At 62.1% G+C, this 17,466-nt stretch carries 19 protein-coding genes and 3 pseudogenes; 6 read left to right on the forward strand and 16 right to left on the reverse strand.

Features of this window, described 5'->3' with window-relative positions:
- Positions 1-22: 22 nt before the first annotated feature.
- Together AC0L21_RS04600 and AC0L21_RS04605 are read right to left on the reverse strand one after the other, a co-directional pair.
- Positions 23-1,222 carry a CaiB/BaiF CoA transferase family protein gene (locus tag AC0L21_RS04600; protein ID WP_473258672.1) on the reverse strand — a complete coding sequence of 400 codons (1,200 nt, stop codon included), beginning with the start codon at positions 1,220-1,222 and terminating at the stop codon, positions 23-25.
- Between the two features lie 100 nt (positions 1,223-1,322).
- Positions 1,323-1,955 carry a DsbA family protein gene (locus AC0L21_RS04605; RefSeq protein ID WP_473258674.1) on the reverse strand — a complete coding sequence of 211 codons (633 nt, stop codon included), beginning with the start codon at positions 1,953-1,955 and terminating at the stop codon, positions 1,323-1,325.
- A 239-nt stretch (positions 1,956-2,194) separates the two neighbouring features.
- Here AC0L21_RS04605 and AC0L21_RS04610 point away from each other — a divergent pair, with 239 nt between their 5' ends.
- Positions 2,195-2,707, forward strand: a complete 513-nt coding sequence (locus tag AC0L21_RS04610; protein WP_440639825.1) for a winged helix-turn-helix transcriptional regulator — start codon at positions 2,195-2,197, stop codon at positions 2,705-2,707.
- A gap of 28 nt (positions 2,708-2,735) precedes the next feature.
- On the opposite strand, the gene AC0L21_RS04615 is transcribed toward AC0L21_RS04610, so the two are convergent.
- Together AC0L21_RS04615 and AC0L21_RS04620 are read right to left on the reverse strand one after the other, a co-directional pair.
- Complete coding sequence (locus AC0L21_RS04615; RefSeq protein WP_473258677.1) at positions 2,736-4,538, reverse strand: AMP-binding protein; 1,803 nt, start codon at positions 4,536-4,538, stop codon at positions 2,736-2,738.
- A 57-nt stretch (positions 4,539-4,595) separates the two neighbouring features.
- Positions 4,596-5,795: an ABC transporter substrate-binding protein gene (locus tag AC0L21_RS04620; protein WP_473258679.1), complete on the reverse strand. Its 1,200-nt coding sequence runs from the start codon at positions 5,793-5,795 to the stop codon at positions 4,596-4,598.
- A 343-nt stretch (positions 5,796-6,138) separates the two neighbouring features.
- Between AC0L21_RS04620 and AC0L21_RS04625 the strand changes: the two genes are divergently transcribed.
- Positions 6,139-7,299: an iron-containing alcohol dehydrogenase gene (locus tag AC0L21_RS04625; RefSeq protein WP_473259419.1), complete on the forward strand. Its 1,161-nt coding sequence runs from the start codon at positions 6,139-6,141 to the stop codon at positions 7,297-7,299.
- Here AC0L21_RS04625 and AC0L21_RS04630 read toward each other — a convergent pair.
- The 7 genes and pseudogenes from AC0L21_RS04630 to AC0L21_RS04660 all read right to left on the reverse strand — a co-directional run bounded on the left by AC0L21_RS04630 (position 7,296) and on the right by AC0L21_RS04660 (position 12,250).
- Positions 7,296-7,502: an oxidoreductase gene (locus AC0L21_RS04630; RefSeq protein WP_473259421.1), complete on the reverse strand. Its 207-nt coding sequence runs from the start codon at positions 7,500-7,502 to the stop codon at positions 7,296-7,298. The two genes, AC0L21_RS04625 and AC0L21_RS04630, sit on opposite strands and share 4 nt — an antisense overlap.
- 158 nt (positions 7,503-7,660) lie before the next feature.
- Positions 7,661-7,804, reverse strand: a pseudogene (locus AC0L21_RS04635) (xanthine dehydrogenase family protein molybdopterin-binding subunit); the annotation flags it as partial.
- Between the two features lie 58 nt (positions 7,805-7,862).
- Positions 7,863-8,159 (reverse strand): annotated as a pseudogene (locus AC0L21_RS04640) (Crp/Fnr family transcriptional regulator); the annotation flags it as partial.
- 176 nt (positions 8,160-8,335) lie between these two features.
- On the reverse strand, positions 8,336-8,749 hold the full coding sequence (locus AC0L21_RS04645) for a GFA family protein (protein WP_473258682.1): 414 nt from the start codon (positions 8,747-8,749) through the stop codon (positions 8,336-8,338).
- Positions 8,750-8,801: 52 nt separating this feature from the next.
- Positions 8,802-9,506, reverse strand: a complete 705-nt coding sequence (locus AC0L21_RS04650; protein WP_473258684.1) for a class I SAM-dependent methyltransferase — start codon at positions 9,504-9,506, stop codon at positions 8,802-8,804.
- Positions 9,507-9,585: 79 nt separating this feature from the next.
- The gene (locus AC0L21_RS04655) at positions 9,586-10,305 is read right to left on the reverse strand and encodes a class I SAM-dependent methyltransferase (RefSeq protein ID WP_473258686.1); all 720 of its coding nucleotides are present in this window, start codon (positions 10,303-10,305) and stop codon (positions 9,586-9,588) included.
- A 247-nt stretch (positions 10,306-10,552) separates the two neighbouring features.
- Entirely contained in the window at positions 10,553-12,250 is a 1,698-nt protein-coding gene (locus tag AC0L21_RS04660; protein ID WP_473258688.1) for a methyl-accepting chemotaxis protein, read from the reverse strand.
- 246 nt (positions 12,251-12,496) lie between these two features.
- On the opposite strand from AC0L21_RS04660, the gene AC0L21_RS04665 reads away from it, so the two are divergent.
- Positions 12,497-12,676 carry a hypothetical protein gene (locus AC0L21_RS04665; RefSeq protein ID WP_473258690.1) on the forward strand — a complete coding sequence of 60 codons (180 nt, stop codon included), beginning with the start codon at positions 12,497-12,499 and terminating at the stop codon, positions 12,674-12,676.
- A 3-nt stretch (positions 12,677-12,679) separates the two neighbouring features.
- Here the strand turns inward: AC0L21_RS04665 and AC0L21_RS04670 are convergent, their stop codons facing one another.
- Complete coding sequence (locus AC0L21_RS04670) at positions 12,680-13,033, reverse strand: hypothetical protein (protein ID WP_473259461.1); 354 nt, start codon at positions 13,031-13,033, stop codon at positions 12,680-12,682.
- Between AC0L21_RS04670 and AC0L21_RS04675 the strand changes: the two are divergent.
- Together AC0L21_RS04675 and AC0L21_RS04680 are read left to right on the forward strand one after the other, a co-directional pair.
- Positions 12,947-13,320 (forward strand): annotated as a pseudogene (locus AC0L21_RS04675) (hypothetical protein). The gene AC0L21_RS04670 and the pseudogene AC0L21_RS04675 overlap by 87 nt on opposite strands.
- 302 nt (positions 13,321-13,622) lie before the next feature.
- Positions 13,623-13,877: a hypothetical protein gene (locus tag AC0L21_RS04680; RefSeq protein ID WP_007602660.1), complete on the forward strand. Its 255-nt coding sequence runs from the start codon at positions 13,623-13,625 to the stop codon at positions 13,875-13,877.
- A 28-nt stretch (positions 13,878-13,905) separates the two neighbouring features.
- Here the strand turns inward: AC0L21_RS04680 and AC0L21_RS04685 are convergent, their stop codons facing one another.
- The 4 genes from AC0L21_RS04685 to AC0L21_RS04700 all read right to left on the reverse strand — a co-directional run bounded on the left by AC0L21_RS04685 (position 13,906) and on the right by AC0L21_RS04700 (position 16,567).
- Positions 13,906-14,148 carry a hypothetical protein gene (locus AC0L21_RS04685; protein ID WP_018455389.1) on the reverse strand — a complete coding sequence of 81 codons (243 nt, stop codon included), beginning with the start codon at positions 14,146-14,148 and terminating at the stop codon, positions 13,906-13,908.
- Between the two features lie 254 nt (positions 14,149-14,402).
- Positions 14,403-15,110, reverse strand: a complete 708-nt coding sequence (locus AC0L21_RS04690; RefSeq protein WP_473258692.1) for an outer membrane protein — start codon at positions 15,108-15,110, stop codon at positions 14,403-14,405.
- 288 nt (positions 15,111-15,398) lie between these two features.
- Positions 15,399-15,794, reverse strand: coding sequence for a hypothetical protein (locus tag AC0L21_RS04695; RefSeq protein WP_473259424.1), 396 nt, complete (start codon positions 15,792-15,794; stop codon positions 15,399-15,401).
- A gap of 389 nt (positions 15,795-16,183) precedes the next feature.
- Complete coding sequence (locus tag AC0L21_RS04700) at positions 16,184-16,567, reverse strand: His-rich protein BRANT (RefSeq protein WP_473258694.1); 384 nt, start codon at positions 16,565-16,567, stop codon at positions 16,184-16,186.
- A gap of 252 nt (positions 16,568-16,819) precedes the next feature.
- Between AC0L21_RS04700 and AC0L21_RS04705 the strand changes: the two genes are divergently transcribed.
- The gene (locus AC0L21_RS04705; protein ID WP_354058561.1) at positions 16,820-17,362 is read left to right on the forward strand and encodes a tetratricopeptide repeat protein; all 543 of its coding nucleotides are present in this window, start codon (positions 16,820-16,822) and stop codon (positions 17,360-17,362) included.
- Positions 17,363-17,466: the final 104 nt, after the last annotated feature.

Below are 17,466 nucleotides of genomic sequence, written 5' to 3' on the forward strand. Positions count from 1 at the left end.
CGATCGCGCGAAGCGCTTCAGCTTACACCGCCACGCGCAACGTGCGCGCGGCCACCATGTCGTCGATCGCGCGATCATCGTAGCCCAGCTCGCGCAGCACCTCGCGCGAGTGCTCGCCGACGCGGGGCGCCGGTCCGCCGATGGCAGCTTGGTTGACCTCGAAGCGGGCTGCGGGCTTCGGCTGCCGCACCCGGCCGACCTTCGGCTGATCGAATTCCGCGATGATCCCGCGCGCCACCACCTGCTCGTTGTGGATGATTTCGCCGCGCCGCAGGATCGGCGCGCAAGGCACATCCGCAGCGTCCAGCCGCCCCAGCCATTCGGCGGTCGTGTGCTGGCCGATATACTCCGCCATCTTGTTGATGCGCGCCGTGGCGTTGACCGAACGCGCCGAAGGGGTCGCAAACCTGATATCGTTGGCAAGCTTGGGATCGCCGGACGCGTGGCAGAAGCCCTGCCATTCGGAATCGGAGATAGTGCCTGCCGTGATGAAGCCGTCGCTGGTCTTGAACACGAGATCCGGCCGGTCATTGGGATCGGCGGCAGCGGCCTCGGCTCCGACCACCGTGTACTGCATCATGCCTTCAGGCCAGAGGTATGAGATCATGGCATCGAGCATCGCGACCTGGATATGATCCCCCTGCCCGGTCTTCTCACGCGCGTAGAGCGCCGCCGCCACCGCCTGTGCGGTGAACACGGCGGTGGTCTTGTCGCACACGATGGTGCGGATCATTTGCGGGCGGTTAGTGACCGGCTGCGACTGGATATCGGCAAAGCCCGACAGGCCCTGAATGATCGGATCGTAAACGCGCTTCTTCACATAAGGTCCGGTCTCGCCGACGCCGCTGATCGATACGTAGATCAGGCGCGGATGTCGCTGGCGCAGCTCTTCGACGCCGAGGCCGAGGCGCTCCATGGTGCCGGGCCGGAAGTTCTGCACAAGGACATCGGCTTGCGCGACCAGTTTGGCCAGCACCTCGCGCCCGGCCGGGCTCTTGACGTCGATAGAGAGCGAACGCTTGCCGCGGTTTGATGAGATGAACAGCGCGGAGAACTCGCCGTCCTTGTCGATGGTGGCCCGGCTGCGACGGGTGATATCGCCACCGATCGGCTCGATCTTGAGCACGTCGGCGCCCTGATCTGCGAGAAACATCGTCGCAAACGGGCCCGACACCACGCCGGTTAGATCGAGGACACGAACGCCGCCAAGCGGACCAGCCATTGCACTCTCCCTGGATCTTTTTTCTGCCAACGAGCCGAGGGTAAACTCTGGCTTACCGTCAGCCGTTCGCCTCAACACGCACGGACTGCAACTCGGTAAACTAACCGGTCTTGGAAACGGGCTGCCGGGTCTGCTCGACGATCGATTCCTCGACGTCGCGGAGTTGGTCCTTGCCGAAAAACATCTCCTTGCCGACGAAGAATGTCGGCGAACCGAAGGCGCCGCGGGCGACGGCGTCATTGGTCAGATCGATCAGCTTCTTCTTGACGTCATCCTGCTGAGCGCGTGCAACAAGCCTGTCGATGTCGATTCCCGAGGAAGCAAATGCGGCCCGGAACACTTCGGGGTCGTCCATCTTCTTGGGCTCTTCCCACATGTGATGATAGGCGGCTCGGAAATAAGGTTCGAATACGCCTTCGAACTGGGCCGCGACGGCCCCGCGCATCAGCATCAATGTATTGACCGGAAAGAAGGAGTTTTGACGAAATTTCGTGATGTTGTGGCGCCGGATGAACCGCTGGGTTTCGAGCGCTTGATATTCCGGCTTGTTCTTGATCCCGCGAAGCGAATCGAACGGCGACATGTTGCCGGTCGCCTTGTAGATCCCGCCGAGCAGGACCGGGACGTACTCGAATTTTACGCCCGTCCGCCGCTCGATCCCTGGGATGGCGACCTCCGCCAGATAGGCGTTCGGGCTGCCGAAATCGAACTGGAATTCAACCTTGAGGGTCATGACCGCTTTCTCCCGCAGAGCGTATTGGATGGTCAGGGACCGGCGATCCAATCGCGCGGCTTACCAATTCTCACTTTTACAGTTCTAAAATCGAACTGTCAAATTTGGCCGGATTTATGCTGGTTTGACTGACCTATCTGGTATTGTTTGAAATTCAGTACCTATCTAGAATGCTAGGGAAATGCGGCGACCTCGGCGGCGATTCGAGCGGGCCTTGCCGGGATGACTGGAGAGTACGGATGAAGTGGAAAGAACTGGAGGAAGAGCCGTGTTCGATGGCCCGAACCATCGGTGTAATCGGCGACCGCTGGACGCTTCTGATCCTGCGCGAATGCTTTCTGCGCACGCGGCGCTTTGAAGGATTTCAGTCGGCGCTCGGAATTACACGCCATCTGCTCGCCGAGCGGCTGAAGAAGCTGGTTCGGTTGGGCATCTTGCGCCGCATTCCCTATCAGGAAGCGCCCAAGCGTCACGAATATATCCTGACCCAGAAGGGCCTCGACCTCTATCCGATCATGATGGCGCTCGTGCATTGGGGCGACACTCACATGGTCGACGAGCGCGGCCGGCCGCTGTTGCACCAGCACCGCAAGTGCGGAAAGGATTTCGACCCGGTCATGGTGTGCTCTGAATGCGGCGAGCCGCTCCTGGCCAGGGAGGTTCATACCCATCCAGGGCCGGGCGCCCAAAGCCCCCGGATGATGGAGGCACCCGAAAAGCCGAAGGCAAAGGCCCGCCGCAGCGCCGCTTGAGCATTGGCGCGACGCGCGAAACGCATCCTCAGACTCGAATCACAGCCGCGTCGGGTTCGTTGCAGTGGAGACGGTCCGCTAGTAGAGCCCGGTGTTTGAGCACAGCACGTTGATTGACATAGGCCTTGTCAGTGATTTCTCCCGCGGCCAATGAGGGCGGATCCTTCAGCAGGGTGAACGAGCAGATTTTTTCGCTGCTTCCAACAGCCTCATTATATTCCTGCAGACGATGTCTCAGGAATTCGATCACTTTGGGATCGCAGGTCAAATCCGCAGCCGGCGCGTTCGATATCCGCGCCGCCTCGGTCGGGTTCAGCCAGCACAGCAGCGCGCAGGCTTCACGGTTTTCTCCGGCAACGACAATGTCCAGCAGGACGCCGCGCGTTGCGGCCAGGATGGCGGCGCGCATATTGCCGATCGCAACCCACGTGCCGTTCGCGAGCTTGAAGTTCTCCGAAATTCTGCCCGTGAAACGCAGACCAAGCTCCGGCTTCTCGGGATCGATAAACGACACGGTGTCACCGATGCGATAGAACCCCTCCTCGTCAAAGGCCTTCTCGGTCAGATCGGCCCTGCCGAGGTAACCGGGGGTGACGTTGGGCCCCTTCACCCTGGCCTCGTACGTGTCGGAAACAGGAATCAGTCTCAGCTGTACGCCCGGAGCCGGAAGACCAATCTCGCCCGGCCGATCCGTTGCCCAATGCGTCGTGCTGATTGTCGGCCCCGTTTCGGTCGTTCCATAGCCCGACATCACCGGAATCCGCCGGCCCGTGATCGACGATGTCAGTCGATAAAGTTTTTCAAGCGTGCCTTGCGAGATTGCAGCCCCTGCGTAGCTCAATCGATCCAGCCGTTTGAAGATGCTGGCGCCGAGGGCCGCGTCGCTCTCGATGGCATCACACAAAAGATTGTAACCGGCGGGCACATTGAACATCGCCGTCGGCGAGATCTCCTTGAGGTTCGCCACCGACTTGTGAAAGAGCTGAGGCAGCGGCCGGCCGTCATCGATGTAGAGAGTCCCGCCGTTCTTGAGGATGCCGTGAAGAATGACGTTGCTGCCCATCGTATGGTGCCACGGCAGCCACTCGACCTGGACCGGCGCCTCCGGAGGCGACACGAGAAGGCCCCCCATTTGCAGGGAGCTCGCCATCATGCGGTGCGTGTTCAGCACGCCCTTTGGCAGGCCGGTCGAACCGGACGTGAAGAGGACTTTTACAACGGCGTCAGTCGAGACTGCACTCGACGCTTGCGCAAATCCTGTCCACTCCGTTCGATCCGTCAGGACGCGGAAAGGCGTCGTGTCCGGCGCGCCATCGACGCTGATCCAGGCCGCATCTGCCAATTCGGGAATGGAACGGGCCGGGGAAAAATCGCGTCCACTCTGAACGAAAACGAAGTTCGGACGCAGCACCTGTGCGATGTCCTTGAGACGCGCAAGGCCGCCGGGCATCAGCGTGTAGTTCGGCGATATTGGCGCCAGAATGACGCCTATCGACATCGCCGCAAAAGACATCACCGCGTTCTCGATGGAGTTACCCGAGAGCACGGCCAGCCTGTCGGCCGGCTTTGCACCCATATCGATCAGGCTCTGGCCGACCGCCTGGACCTGCGACCATGCTTCGCCATAAGTGATCTCGCCCCATCCCCCATTGGCATTGCGTTGCGCGAGAAATATTCTGTCCGGAACCGCGCTTGCCCAGCGCGGCAGAAAATCGGTGACCCGCCAGTCGCATGGCCCCAATTCGAGCGGCGACCTCAATACGAGCGTGCCGTCGGTCCGGGGCTCGACGGAGAGTTCCCTTGGCGCAAACGTCAATGGCTTCGTCGACATCGAGAACGATCTCCTGAATCACCGCGGATGCGATAGAACGGGCGGGCTGCGCCAGAGTCACTCGGACCTGGCGTCCAGGACTTCTCCGAAGGCTTGCCACGTCGTGCCGGTCCAGCGCTGCAGCCGCATCTGCGTCCAGATCATGTTCTCGGTCTCGCTGGTGTTGACCTTGATCCCGGGCAACACGGTCGGAACGACGATGTCCTTCAGGTTCTTCGCCTGCGCCAGAATATTCTTCCGCGACAGATCATCACCGCATTGCTTGAGGATCTGCTCGAGCAGGACGCCTTGCTGATAACCGGTCAGATAGCTGCCGTTGGTGATATCGGCGCCCGTAAGATACTTGTCGAAAAATGCCCGGTAAGCCTGCATGCCCGGGTCACTCTTCCATGTCTCATCCAGGACATCCTTGTTGGTCGTCCCGACCATCACGCCGACCGATTTGTCGAGGCCGGCCGGTGCAAGCGTGCCTCCGACGGATCCGGACGGGAAATTGATGATCACGGTCGCCTTCCAGCCGATCACGGAGGCTTGCCGGATGGCCTGGGCCGCGAACTTCGGCGTGCCGGCGATTACCAGGGCTTCGGCACCCGAGCTCTTCAGATTGGTAATCTGCGAATCAATCGTCGGTTCGGTGACCTCGTAGGAAGCACTGACGATCTTGCGGTCGAAATCCTTGCCGAGAAACGCCTTGAAGGCAGCGAGGTAATCTTTGCCAAGATCGTCGTTCTGATAGAGGATGGCATACTTGGCGTTTGGCAGCGTCTTTGTCAGATATTTGGCGTAGATTTTTCCTTCGGTGTCGTAGCTGACCAGACCCGTGGTGATCAGCGGGTAATTGGTGACGTCAGTGAACTTGGACGAACCACTGACGATAGCGACACTCGGGACCCCCTTGGCCTTCAGGTATTTCGCAGTGGCCGAAATGCCGGGCGTGCCGAGCTGGCCGAACATGAACGACACTTCGTCGCTTTCAACGAGCTTGCGGACGTGCTCCACCGCCTTGGGAGGGCTATATCCGTCGTCATAGGCGATGTAGTTGATCTTGCGTCCGTTGACGCCGCCGCGGTCATTCAAGGCCTGAATATAGGCCATGAGTCCCTTGCCCACGAGACCGATCGATGATGCCGGGCCGCTGAACGGAAAAACTCCGCCGATCTTGATCTCGGTGGCAGAGATTCCCGGCTCGTCGGCGGCCAATGCGGGTCCGCTCAACAATAGAGCCAGGGCCGCGAGGATCTTCCATCTCACCAACATTGCTCGTCCTCCCAAACGTGCACCCCTTTTCGGGTGTGCGGCTTTGTTTTGTTGCGCCAGCGCCGGCTCGTCGCGGCCTTGCGAAGAGGCATCGCGCTGAACGGGTCCAGCCGTAAATCCGGCACGTCGCTGCCGTTGCGTTCGGCCGTCTTCTCCTCCTAGGATACAGTTCTTTTTTTGAACCCGTCAAGCGATTAGATCGTCATCGACCGGTCCACGCGTGACGGGGCCTGTCTGAACAAAGTCAGTATTGCAGCCCTTATGGGTCACGGGTGGTTCGTTGCACCCTCCAGACCTTCACCCTATAGTCACTTCCGTTTTTGAACTAACGAGGAGAACGCAAATGCGCAAAGCAGGGATACACAATTTTCCGGCAATCGATCGTGTCGTTTACGGCAAGGCTGCGTCTGAGGCCTTGAACGATGAAGCGGTGCGACTTGATGCCAAACGCGTCTTCCTGATCGTCAGCCGCACCTTGAACACCAGGACCGACGAGATCGAGAAGATCCGGCGCGCGCTCGGCGGCAGACATGTCGCGACCTTCGATGGAATCGCAGAGCACACCACGCGCAAGCAAGCCGCCGAGGTTGCCTGTCAAGCCAAGGACGCCGGAGCCGACCTGGTCGTAGCCGTCGGCGGAGGCTCGGCGATCGACCTCGCCAAGATCGTCATCATGGCGATGGAACATGACATCCCCGACGAAGCGGGTTTTGATCCATTCCCGATGGACCCTGGGGTCACCGTCTCACCATTTCGATCGCCCAAAATTCGACAGATCGCGGTCCCGTCGACGCTGAATGGCGGCGAGTACAATGCAGCAGCGCTTGTCACGGATGAACGCAACAAGCTGAAGCAGATTTTCTTTCATCCCCGGATGATGCCGGTGGCGATCATTCTCGACCCTGCCCTCACGGTTCATACGCCTTCCAAGCTGTGGATGGGATCGGGAACCCGCTCGATGGATCACGGCATCGAAGCATTGTGCTCACCCGCCGGCACGCCGCTCGCCGACGAGGTGGTCCTGGCTGGCATCCGCACCCTGCGCGAGGGAATGCTCCGGACCTTGCACCAGCCTGACGATCTGGAGGCGCGCCGACTGTCTCAATATGGCGCGTGGCTCGCGGCTTTCGGCCTGCAGGCGCGGGTCCCGATGGGAGCCAGTCACGGCATCGGCCATGTCCTTGGCGGGACCTTCGGCGTTCCGCACTACTATTGCACACCGGTCATCATGCCGAGCCTGCTTCGCTACAACAAGGCGTTCACTGAGGATGCGCAGCAGCGCCTGGCGATGGCCCTTGGCGAGCCCGGTATGGAAGCCGCCGCCGCCTTCGCGCAATTCACCAAGGAACTTGGATTGCCCGGCCGTCTTGCCGACGTCGGGATTGGCGAAGACAAGTTTGACCAGATTAGCAAGATTGCAATCAATCATCGCTTCGTCCAAGCCAATCCGCGGCCATTCAAAAGCGAAGCTGACATCCTCGATCTGCTGCGAATGGCTGCTTAGCCGTGCGCGGCGTGCAATTCGACGGCATCGAATCCCCGGCGCTTAGCCACAGGCGCCGCATCCGCAAAAGCGCGAATGGCGTCCGCGATTTCCTCTTCGCCCATCGGCTCGCCGAACTTCTTCTCCGGTGGCGAAAGACCGGACGGACTTTCGTAAGCACCGGGAGCAGACCAATCCTGAGCGCGCGTGCGAACGGCGCCAATATGCCGTAGCTACGGTGCCATCGGCCCGCCGGCGTGCACCTCGTCGATGACACGCCGCCACCCAGCTAGTTCCCGGCGGGCGTGCTAACGCGCGACGTCTCCAGTCGGAATTCCGCCAGGAGAGAATGAAATTGCGCCGAGTGTCCCGCGTGAACTCGCTATAGCAGCTTGTCCAATGTTATCGGCAGGTCGCGAATACGACGGCCTGTCGCATTGAAGATGGCGTTTGCTACCGCCGCGCCAACTCCTGTGATACCGATCTCGCCGATGCCACGTGCGCCCATCGGGGCGTGCGGATCGGGTCACTGAGCGCACCGCTGCATGGGGAATGAAGCCGAGAACGCTATCGCCAAGCGTGCTGACGTCATGGTCCATCACATGTGGGAAGAGGCCCTGCAGATCGGGAATGTCGCCGGGCTGGTGAAAGGCCATGATCTGGCGGTGGCCATCGCCGACGATCTTTGATCTCAGGATAGAGCCATCAACGACAAGGCAGCATGCCGAAGGTCGGTCTCCGAGAGAAACGACCGGTTGACCGCCAGCCATCCGCTTCACCGTGATTGGTAGATCACGGATAGCGACCTCGTCCTCTTCGTCAATTTCGGTGCTGACCCGCAACCGCTTCAAGAAAGGTTCGAAAATTTCCGCGTCGTTCATCGTTAGCTCCGGTCGGCAAACGATTTTTGTCAAGTTCGTTCCAACCCGGACCACTAGCTATTGTCTCACGCGAAGCAGAGGGACTGCCGCCAATTCCGACCCTCAGCGGAACCACACGGGAACGGCGTCAACTCATCTCGACGCGAAGCCTTGGCCCGAAACTTGACGCGCAACTCTCACTTCGAATGCTTCGGTGCGCTGCTTTGCTGGAAGTGCTCAGCGCCTGATATCTCCACCCAGGCATGTTTCGACTGTTCAAAAACCGAGCGGATGGGCGCCGGGTAGTTTGGAACCGCGATCGCGCCCACGGCAACGCCGATCATCGCAGGCAGATTGTCCGCCTTCCAATAGACCGTCGAACCGCACTCGGGGCAAAAATAGCTGCGGACCTTGCCGCCGCTTGCGGCTGTCCGGACGTACTCCTTCGGCGTTCCCGAGATCGCGACGCCCTCCGCCGGATAGAACGCACCGACGCCGAACGGCGCGCCGGTTCGACGCTGGCAGTCAATGCAGTGGCAGGCGACGACGAGGCCGGAAGGTCCGGGAAGCGACAGCGCGAGAGCGCCGCACCTACATTGGGCATCGATCATCGAGACACTCTCCTTCCTCAGTTGACCGCAGCGCTTGCCCACTCGCACACTCTCAGCATCGTATCCCGCCGTCAGATAATTGCTCCAGCGCCCACAGCCCGAGGCTTTTGTCGCGCCAGCCGCCACCACCCTCCTCGCAACGCTCGTTGATCAGCGCGCGCGGTGGCGGCCAGTCGAACGGCGCCTTCTCCATGTTCAACGCCCGCCAGTCGCCGTCCTCGCAATCGCGATTGTCTTCCCATTCGGGAAACGTCGTGACCAGCAGGAAACGCGCTCCGCTGGCGCGAAAGTTCGCGATGGCGCGGACGATATGGTCGAAACTCAAATGCACCAAGCAGTCCCGGCACAGCACCACATCGGCGCGGGGGAGCGCATCGCGCGTGATGTCGGCAAGGAGAAACCGGCCTGACAACTCGCCGCCAGCCACGCGCTTGCGATTTTCCGCGATGAGCGACGGCACGATATCGACGCCGGTGTAGTCGAGATCCAGCTTGATGCGACCGATCCAGCCCGCGTCGCCGCAGGGCGCATCGAGCAGCGAGTGTGCGCCGAGCCGTTGCAGCAGTGGTGGAAGCATCTCGCGGATCGCTGCGGTCGCGGGATCCTCCGAGCCGAGGCCCGACACCGAACTGGCCGCGCCCCACAAATTGGTCTGCTCGATCCGCTCGAACCGCGCGGCAAGGTCGAGGCCCGCGAAATTGTCGCGGTCGGCGGCGAACCGCTCATGGGCGAGCACGGGTGGACGCTTGGAGATCATCGGGCGGACCTCAAAACAAGATTCCGTCGCGAACACACTAGCAGTTCAACTGCGCCTTCGAAATCGCAGGCCTCGTCCCTTAAGCCGGCTTCTGCCACTCCATGACGTGGAAAAATGGCACCCGGCGATGACGGGCAATTCTGTCGGGATCCCCGCCCGTAGGCTGCGGCTCAGCGAACAGGCGCAACTGAAGTCCGTGATCGAGCAGCAGCGTCATGTAGGTGCTGAGCGGACGATGCCAGTTCTGAACTCGGATGCCGCGCCAAGTCACCCAGGTCGGCCGCTCGTCCATGTAGTGATCGATGGTGAAGCGCAGGGCGCCATCACCATCACGCGTCCAGCCGTTGGGCGGACCGGCCGTGTTGAAGCTGGTGAGGTTCGCGATCAGCAGCGTACCACCCGGCCGCAGCGCTGCCACCATCTTCACGATAGCTGCAGCCAGATCGGGCATGTCGATCAGGCTGAGATAGCTCACGACGAGGTCATAGGAGGCATCCACCTCCATTGTCTCGGCTCGGCCGAGCCGGTAGTCGCCCTGCGGGTCCAATTCCATGGCACGCGCGAGCAGCGCTTTGGTTGGATCGACGCCAGTGGTGCGGATGCCCGCGCGCTGCATGATCCGACAGAAGCGCCCCTCCCCGCAGCCGACGTCGAGGGCATTGCGGAAGCCTCGCCCTTCGATCCGCGCCCGCATCGGCGCGTCCAGCACGAAGCGGCGGCCATAGTCGCCGTCCTCGCCCTGCTCGACGATCCAGGCGGCCGCGGACGCGGCCCAGCCGTCGCTGACATCCTCGTTCATGGGTCGACCTTCGGGAATGCATGTTGGCCGCGCGTGTCGCGGGCGCGGCTACTGATCATAGATTGGATCAGAGTTCAACATGAGGTAGATTGCAGCACCGATGCGCCCCACCATCAACGAAAAGGCCAGGATCGCCGCCGGCGCGGCGGCGGCCGTCGTCATGACGGCCGTACTGTTCGCATTCGCAATGGGATTTCTGCTGGCGCGATGAGTGCGCAACGCGGCGGACGGATGCCGCCGCGTTGACTCAGGCGGCGCGCACCGTGTGGAGGAATTTCCCGACTTCATCCTTCAGCCGATTGCTGTCGGTCGCCAGCATCTTGGCGGTGGAAAGCACCTGCGAGGAGGCCGAGCCGGTCTCGGCCGCACCGCGCTGCACGTCGGCGATGTTGGTGGAGACCTGCTGGGTGCCGTGGGCGGCCTGCTGCACGTTGCGCGAGATCTCCTGGGTGGCGGCGCCCTGCTCCTCGACGGCCGCGGCAATGGTCGACGACACTTCGGAGAGCCGCTCGATCGTCGCGGAGATGTCGCGGATCGCGTTGACGGATTCTTGGGTCGCGGTCTGGATGCCAGAAATTTGCTGGCTGATCTCGCCGGTCGCCTTGGCCGTCTGCTCGGCCAGCGTCTTCACCTCGGCGGCAACGACGGCGAAGCCGCGGCCGGCCTCGCCGGCACGTGCCGCCTCGATCGTGGCGTTGAGCGCCAGGAGGTTGGTCTGGCCGGCAATGGTGTTGATCAGCTCGACGACGTCGCCGATGCGCGTCGCCGCAACCGAGAGCTCGCTGACGCGCACCGTCGTGGTGCGGGCCTGGGTGACGGCCTCGCCCGCCATCCGCGCGGATTCCTGCACCTGCCGGCTGATCTCGTTGACCGAGGAGGACAGTTCTTCCGTAGCGGTCGCAACCGACTGCACGTTGCTGGTGGCTTCACCCGAGGCGACCGCGACGACCGAGGTCAGTTCCTGCGCACGCTGCGCGGTGGTGGCCAACGTCGAGGACGACGCTTCGAGCTCGGTGGACGCCGAGCCTACCGTCTCGATGATCTCGCCGACCGCACGCTCAAAGCCGTCGGCAAGGTTGACCATGTCGCGCTTGCGCTGATCGGCGGCCTGCTTCTCCACTTCGGCCTGCGAAGCCTTGAGGCGCTCGACTTCGATGCCGTTGGTTTTGAAGATTTCGACCGTCTTCGCCATGTCGCCGATCTCGTCGCGGCGGTCCTTCTCGGGCACTTCGGTCTTGAGATCGTTGCGGGCAAGGCCCTCCATGGCGAGCTTGAGGCGGGCAATCGGCCGTGACATCGCATTGAGGCCGATGAACAGCGCGATCGCGATCCCCAGGATCAGGCCGCCGGCGCTGACGCCGATCACGGTCCAGGTTGCGGATCTGGCGTCGCGGTTGATGGCGTCCTTGCGCTTGGCGACCGCCTGTGCGGTCTCGCCCACGAACTGGGCAATGCGCCCCAGCGCCGCATCCATCACCGGATCGCACTCCTTGTGCGCACGTTCGGATGCCTTGGCGTTCTCTTCCGGGCTGCTTGCGAGCGAGCCTGCCTTCAGCACCGGATCGCAGCCGGCGAACACGGCTTTCAACTGGTCGCCGATGCTCTTGATCTGGCTTGCGCGCGCGGGATCGTCCTGCTCGGCTGCCTCGAGGTATTGGCGGATTTCATCGCGGTTCTGGGTCGCGGTCTTGAGACGGTTGGCGTTGCCCGCCTCCGTCGCCTCGGTGAAGACCGCATAGAGCGCAGCATGATAGGTCTCGGCGCGGCGCTGGGCCCGAGTCAGGTTGAGCGCTGAGGATTGTGCTGCGGAAAGCTCGGCGAAGCCATCGACGGTTGCCGAGAGCTCGCGCGTGCCGAAGCCGGCGACGGCGACCATGGCAAAGCCCATCACGGCCACGATCAGCGCGACCTTCCACACGATTTTCAGATTGTTCAAAACGCTCATTGCAGCCGCCCCAGTGATTTTCTGCCGATGCATATTCCCAGCACCGTGCATTGGAACCAGCTGACGTTAAGATTTGATGCCAAATGTCCCGGGTAGTCTTACGGAAAACTAACTATTTGGGTTTCCGCCGTAAGCTTCGCGTAAGCTTCGGCCTATTCCGGGGTGCGAGCCGGGCGTGGAATGCCGGAACCGGTCGCCGGTGTCCTCCGTTGTCGGCCCATGCGGATCAGGGAAGAAAACCGAAACATGTTTCTGCTGGCCGCGGTGACGCTGTGCTGTAGCGCCTTGGCCGCGGCAATTGCGCTCTTCGAACCGGCTCCGGCAAAGCGGCAGGCTGAAACGGCGGCGATCGACGTGGCCGCTCCGACGCCGGTTCGGGTGGTCGGGGCTCCGTTCCGGCCCAACCTCAATCCGCGGGAGCGCTAGCCCTCACCCCGGCGAGACGTCGGCGCCTTCCTCGGGACGGCGTTTGGCGCGGGCCAACTCCTCAACCAACGCGATCACCTCCGCCCGTTTGTCGGGCGGCAGCGACAGGAACGCGCGGACGAGCCTCAAGCCCTCGGCTTCGGCTGAATGATCTGCTTTGGCATCCATTCCCCACTGTCGAGCGGCCGGGAAAAATATGCAATCCCCCACCCAACACCTTCTTGATTCGGCCGGCCAGCTTTGCTGGAATAGCTCCAACAAGGGTGCACCATGAAGTGGATCACGGAACGCGACGCGCTGATCGCGCAGACAATGGCCTTCGTCCAATCGGTAACCGGCAAAAGGGATGACTTGCATCCACCGGAGATCCCGATGGCGACAGTGGCCGCGTCGGTCCAGATCGTCCCCGTCAACGCCGTCGTCGAGACCGAGCCACTTCAGGCGCTCCGCCGCAGCCCCTACCTCTCCCGCCGCCGCGGGTGGCGAGCCACGACGTCCGCACCGAGATGCAGGCCCGCATCGCCAATTTCCGCAAGCATCAGGAGCGGTTCGAGCGCGAGCGCGAGGAATATTGCGCGGCTACCCTGACTAAACTGCGCGCCGCTATTCGCGACGCCTCCACACGTCCACCGGCTGACACGTAAAGCCGGATCTCCCGTCGCTGGCCTAAAGCCAGGACCACACCAGCCAGAGATTGGCCGCGCAGGCGCCGAACAGGGCCAGCGTGAGGGGCAGCAGCATGTGCCCGCAGGAGGTTTTCAGGTCCGTCGACATGGCCGAAAACATCCCCTGATTCCGCCAAATGAGTCCCGGGGATTCTTTTTTCCGGGATTCAGGACTCGTTAAGGACTCAGGGCCCGGCGCCCCGATCACGGCCGCGTGATCGACCGGCAAGCGGAACCCTCCCATCGCAAAGTCGTTAATGCGGTTTCCGGGAGCGGGAAGAATGCCCTACGCCCTGTTCTGCAACGATGCCCAGATCAGCAAAGCCTATCCTGACGAGTCCGACGTCTGGAGGCTCGCGCAGCGAAGTGGCCTCGTCGTCGACGTATCCGCCGATGACAACCGCCCTGGGCCACGCCGGGTGCTCGACAATGATTACGAGATCAAGCCGTGCCGGGCGGCACAAGGCGAGGATCCGGCCCGTAACAAGGCCGAGGCCGATCGCCAGGCCAGGATGGAGCTTGAACTGAATTCCTAAAGACGGATCGAAGCTGGGAAACCAGAGCTCAGGGCGTCGCAGTCGCGAGCGAGGCCTGCTCCCCCGCCAAGGCCACGCAGGCTTTCCGACGATGCAGCCCACGGATCGCGCCGGTGACCTTCAGCACCTTGCCGGAGGAGCAAGAGGCGTCCTTGACGAAGGCTACCTCATAGGGTGCTAGCATCAGAGGCTCGGATTTGAGGATTGTTTGGGCAGCGCACGGCAAACTGACGAAGCACGAGAGCACCACAGCCGACACCAAGATACGCATGTCCGTCGTCCCACCAGCCCGGTAATTCTCATATAACGCGTTCCGGCGCGCGAGTTCCGTAAGCTGCAAAAATTATTTTTGCTTTACCCGAGCTCCATGACGCGCGTGAGAAAGCGCGCGCCAAAACGTTTGCTTGCAAATGACGCGCCAGATGGTTGACGCAATGCAAACGACAGAAGGCTGGCAACCAGAGCCCGGCAAACGAAAGGCCGGCGGGAGCCGGCCTTTGTCAGATCGTGGTCGTTGGTGGCGTGTCAGTAGCGAGACGCTGCCGGACCGCCCCAGCCAAAGCGGTAGTTCACGCCGACCTTGACGGTATGCTCATCCTCCCGGCCGCGGACGCCGACAACGTCGACCGGACCGGAGGTGATCGTCGTGCTGCCGAAGTTGTAATACTGGTACTCGGCCTTGGCCGACCAATTCGGCGCGAACATGTATTCGAGGCCAGCGCCAACGGTATAGCCATCCTTGCTGTTGCCGGTGGCGGTGAAGGGCTGCGGGACGCCGGCAATATTGACGCCGAGGCCGCCGTTGCGCCAGGCATAACCGCCCTTGGCGTAAAGCAGTGCCGGACCCCAGGTGTAGCCAATGCGGCCGGTCACCGAGCCGAGCTGGTCGGTATTGGAGGTCACCTGCGTGCCCAGCGGGAACGTGGCACCGCTGTTATTGGTCGGCAGCCAGGAATACTGGGCCTCGACACCCATGACCCAATTGGGCGCGAACTGGTAGTCGAAGCCGCCCTGGACACCGCCGAGGAAGCGCGCGTCGCTCGACTGGAAGCTGCTGTCGCCGGCAAAGGCGCCGCCGACATGGCCGCCGATGTAGAAGCCGGTCCAGTTGTAGATCACCTGCGGCGGCGTGTAGGCCGGAGCCTTGGTGTAGGTGCGCGCCTGCATGTCGGCTGCGGCAGCGGGCGCGGCCAGCGCAAGCAGGGCAACTGCACCCAGCAAAATCCTCTTCATGATCATCCCCGTTCTTTCAAATTCGACACTCAGGAAACAACGTGGCGTGAATTGGGTTGCTTCGAGGCGATGCCGGAACGTTGATCGTTCGTGACTGTGACGGAGCGGCAACAACGCGATTTTGTTCCGTCCCGCAGGCTCGTGCCGACGGTTTTTTCCGTCGGAAACAGAACCCGCCGTAACGATTAGTCGCGACGCAAAACCACTTCGTTCAAAGCTCCCCGAAATGTGATCCGGCAGCTCCGGCGGGCTTTGTTCTATCACCCAGCGATGAAGGTGGGCTTTGCGCTACCGCGTCATCTTTTCAAGTTCCGGAAAGGGTACGTAAACCGCGCCCGCGCACAACTCGCTGGCACGATCGACGACGCGGTCCGCCCGGCCGTTGACGAAGATCACGGCGCGCTCCCTCATAGCCTTGTAGGTGCCGTCGGTCTCGCGTGGGGTGAAGTGGAGGCAGCTGACATAGAACTGCCGGCCGCCGACCTCGCGCTGCGCCGGCTCGGCCATGCTGGCGTCACGCACGCCGACGGGATTGTTCAGATAGCTGCGCATCAAGGCCAGCGTGTCGCCACGGAAATTATCCGGGAACGGTTGTGGACCTCCGGCCTGGGCCCCGTCCATCAGGGTTGGACGATCACCGTCGCTGCCGAAACATCCCGTGAGCGCCAGCGGCAGTGCCAGCATCAACGCCAAGCTCACTGCGCGTTCCGCTCGTCGCCGCACTGCCTACGCTCTCCGCTCGATCCGTCTCGGAGACGTTCCAGCCCCAAGGTTGCAATGATGCAGGTCTACAGGTGTTTTGCCCGACGAGTCAAACAGATTCGTAAAATCCGCAGATGAGCCCACCCCTTAAACCATTGATTTATCTACGACCCGCTACTGTGCATGGGGTTGTTTTCGAGGTTTCGTTTGCGGCCGCCAAACCTGGGACGTTGCTCGCGGGCCTCAAGCATGATCGTACCGGCCCGCCGCCAGCACCTCGAGCTTTCGCGCAAGGCGTGACGACGGGCCGGGCCTGAATTCCTCACGCGGCGGCTGGGCAATGCTAGGACGCCGCCGCGCAGGATCAGTGGTTAGCTGCGCTTCTCCATCGTCGCCGGCTTGGTCACGTCCGGCTGCGTCGTCAGCGACTTCTTCGCTGAGAGATGCTTGTGGTGGTGGCGATGCGTGCGCACGGTCTTGTGCTCGTCGGGAGTGACCGCGGCGTTGGCGTTCATCGCCTTCGACTTGGTGTCCACCTTGGCGTCGGCCTTGACGTCCGAAGCCTTGACGTCCGAAGCCTTGGCGTCGGCCTTGAGGCCGGCATCGGGTTTCGCGGCGGTGGTCGACACCTTGGTCTGGCTCTGGTCTGCCTTGATCACCGGCGTGGTCGTCGTGGTCTTGCCGGTCTCGGCTGCGAAGGCCGGGGCTGCGATTACGGAAGCTGCGAGCAAGGCTGCGGAAATGGTCTTCAACATGGTTGGTCTCCTCTTGGAAGGATCTTGAGGCGGGCGCCCTCTCGCCAACCCTTTGATCGTAGGTTGGAGCCTAGGGGGCACGCACTGAACCCAATCTGAAGCCCGCAGCAGGCTTCCGTTCATCTGGATGACAAGTTTGTCATCCCGCCGCAGGCCGATTAGGCCGGGATGCCGGGAATGTTTTTGCCTGATGGGTGTTCCGGTCTTTGGGCAATCGTGTAGGATCGCCACGTTCCATTCGGGAGAACTTCGATGCGCAAACTCTCAACGCTTCTTGTGCCGGGACTTGTCGCCATGACATTGGCGGCCGGGCCGGCTCTGACCAGCGCCTATGCCGCAGGTGGCGACACCCCCTCGTCGCCGCCGGCGTCGGACACCTCGACCAAAAAGGGCAAGAAGAAGAGCTCCTCCATCAGCGATCCGAAATTCCTCGCCGCCTATCGCACCGCCTACACCACGATCTACGACAATCACGACTACACCGGCGCGATCGGCCAGCTGAAGTCGCTCAAGCGCGACGACGTCGCCGACGTCGCCAATCTGATCGGCTACTCCTATCGCAAGCTCGGCGACTACCAGTCGTCGAAGGTCTACTACGAGCTCGCGCTGAAGGACGATCCGAACCACGTCCGCACCTGGCAGTATTATGGCCTTTGGCAGCTCGAGCAGGGCAATCGCGAGCAGGCGCAGTATCACCTCAACAAGCTCGCCTCGCTCGCCGGCACCGACAGCTCCGAATATCGCTCGCTCGCCGCCGCGCTCGACAAGCCGACCGGGGCGACCCTCGTTTATTAAGAACATCGCATCTTCGAACGAAGCGAACGGGCACAACCGCAGGGTTGTGCCTGTTCTGCGTTCTCGGCTAGCTTGCCCACCAATCCTCCCCTCGCAAATCGGTG

This window comes from Bradyrhizobium sp. WSM4873, from assembly GCF_055811355.1.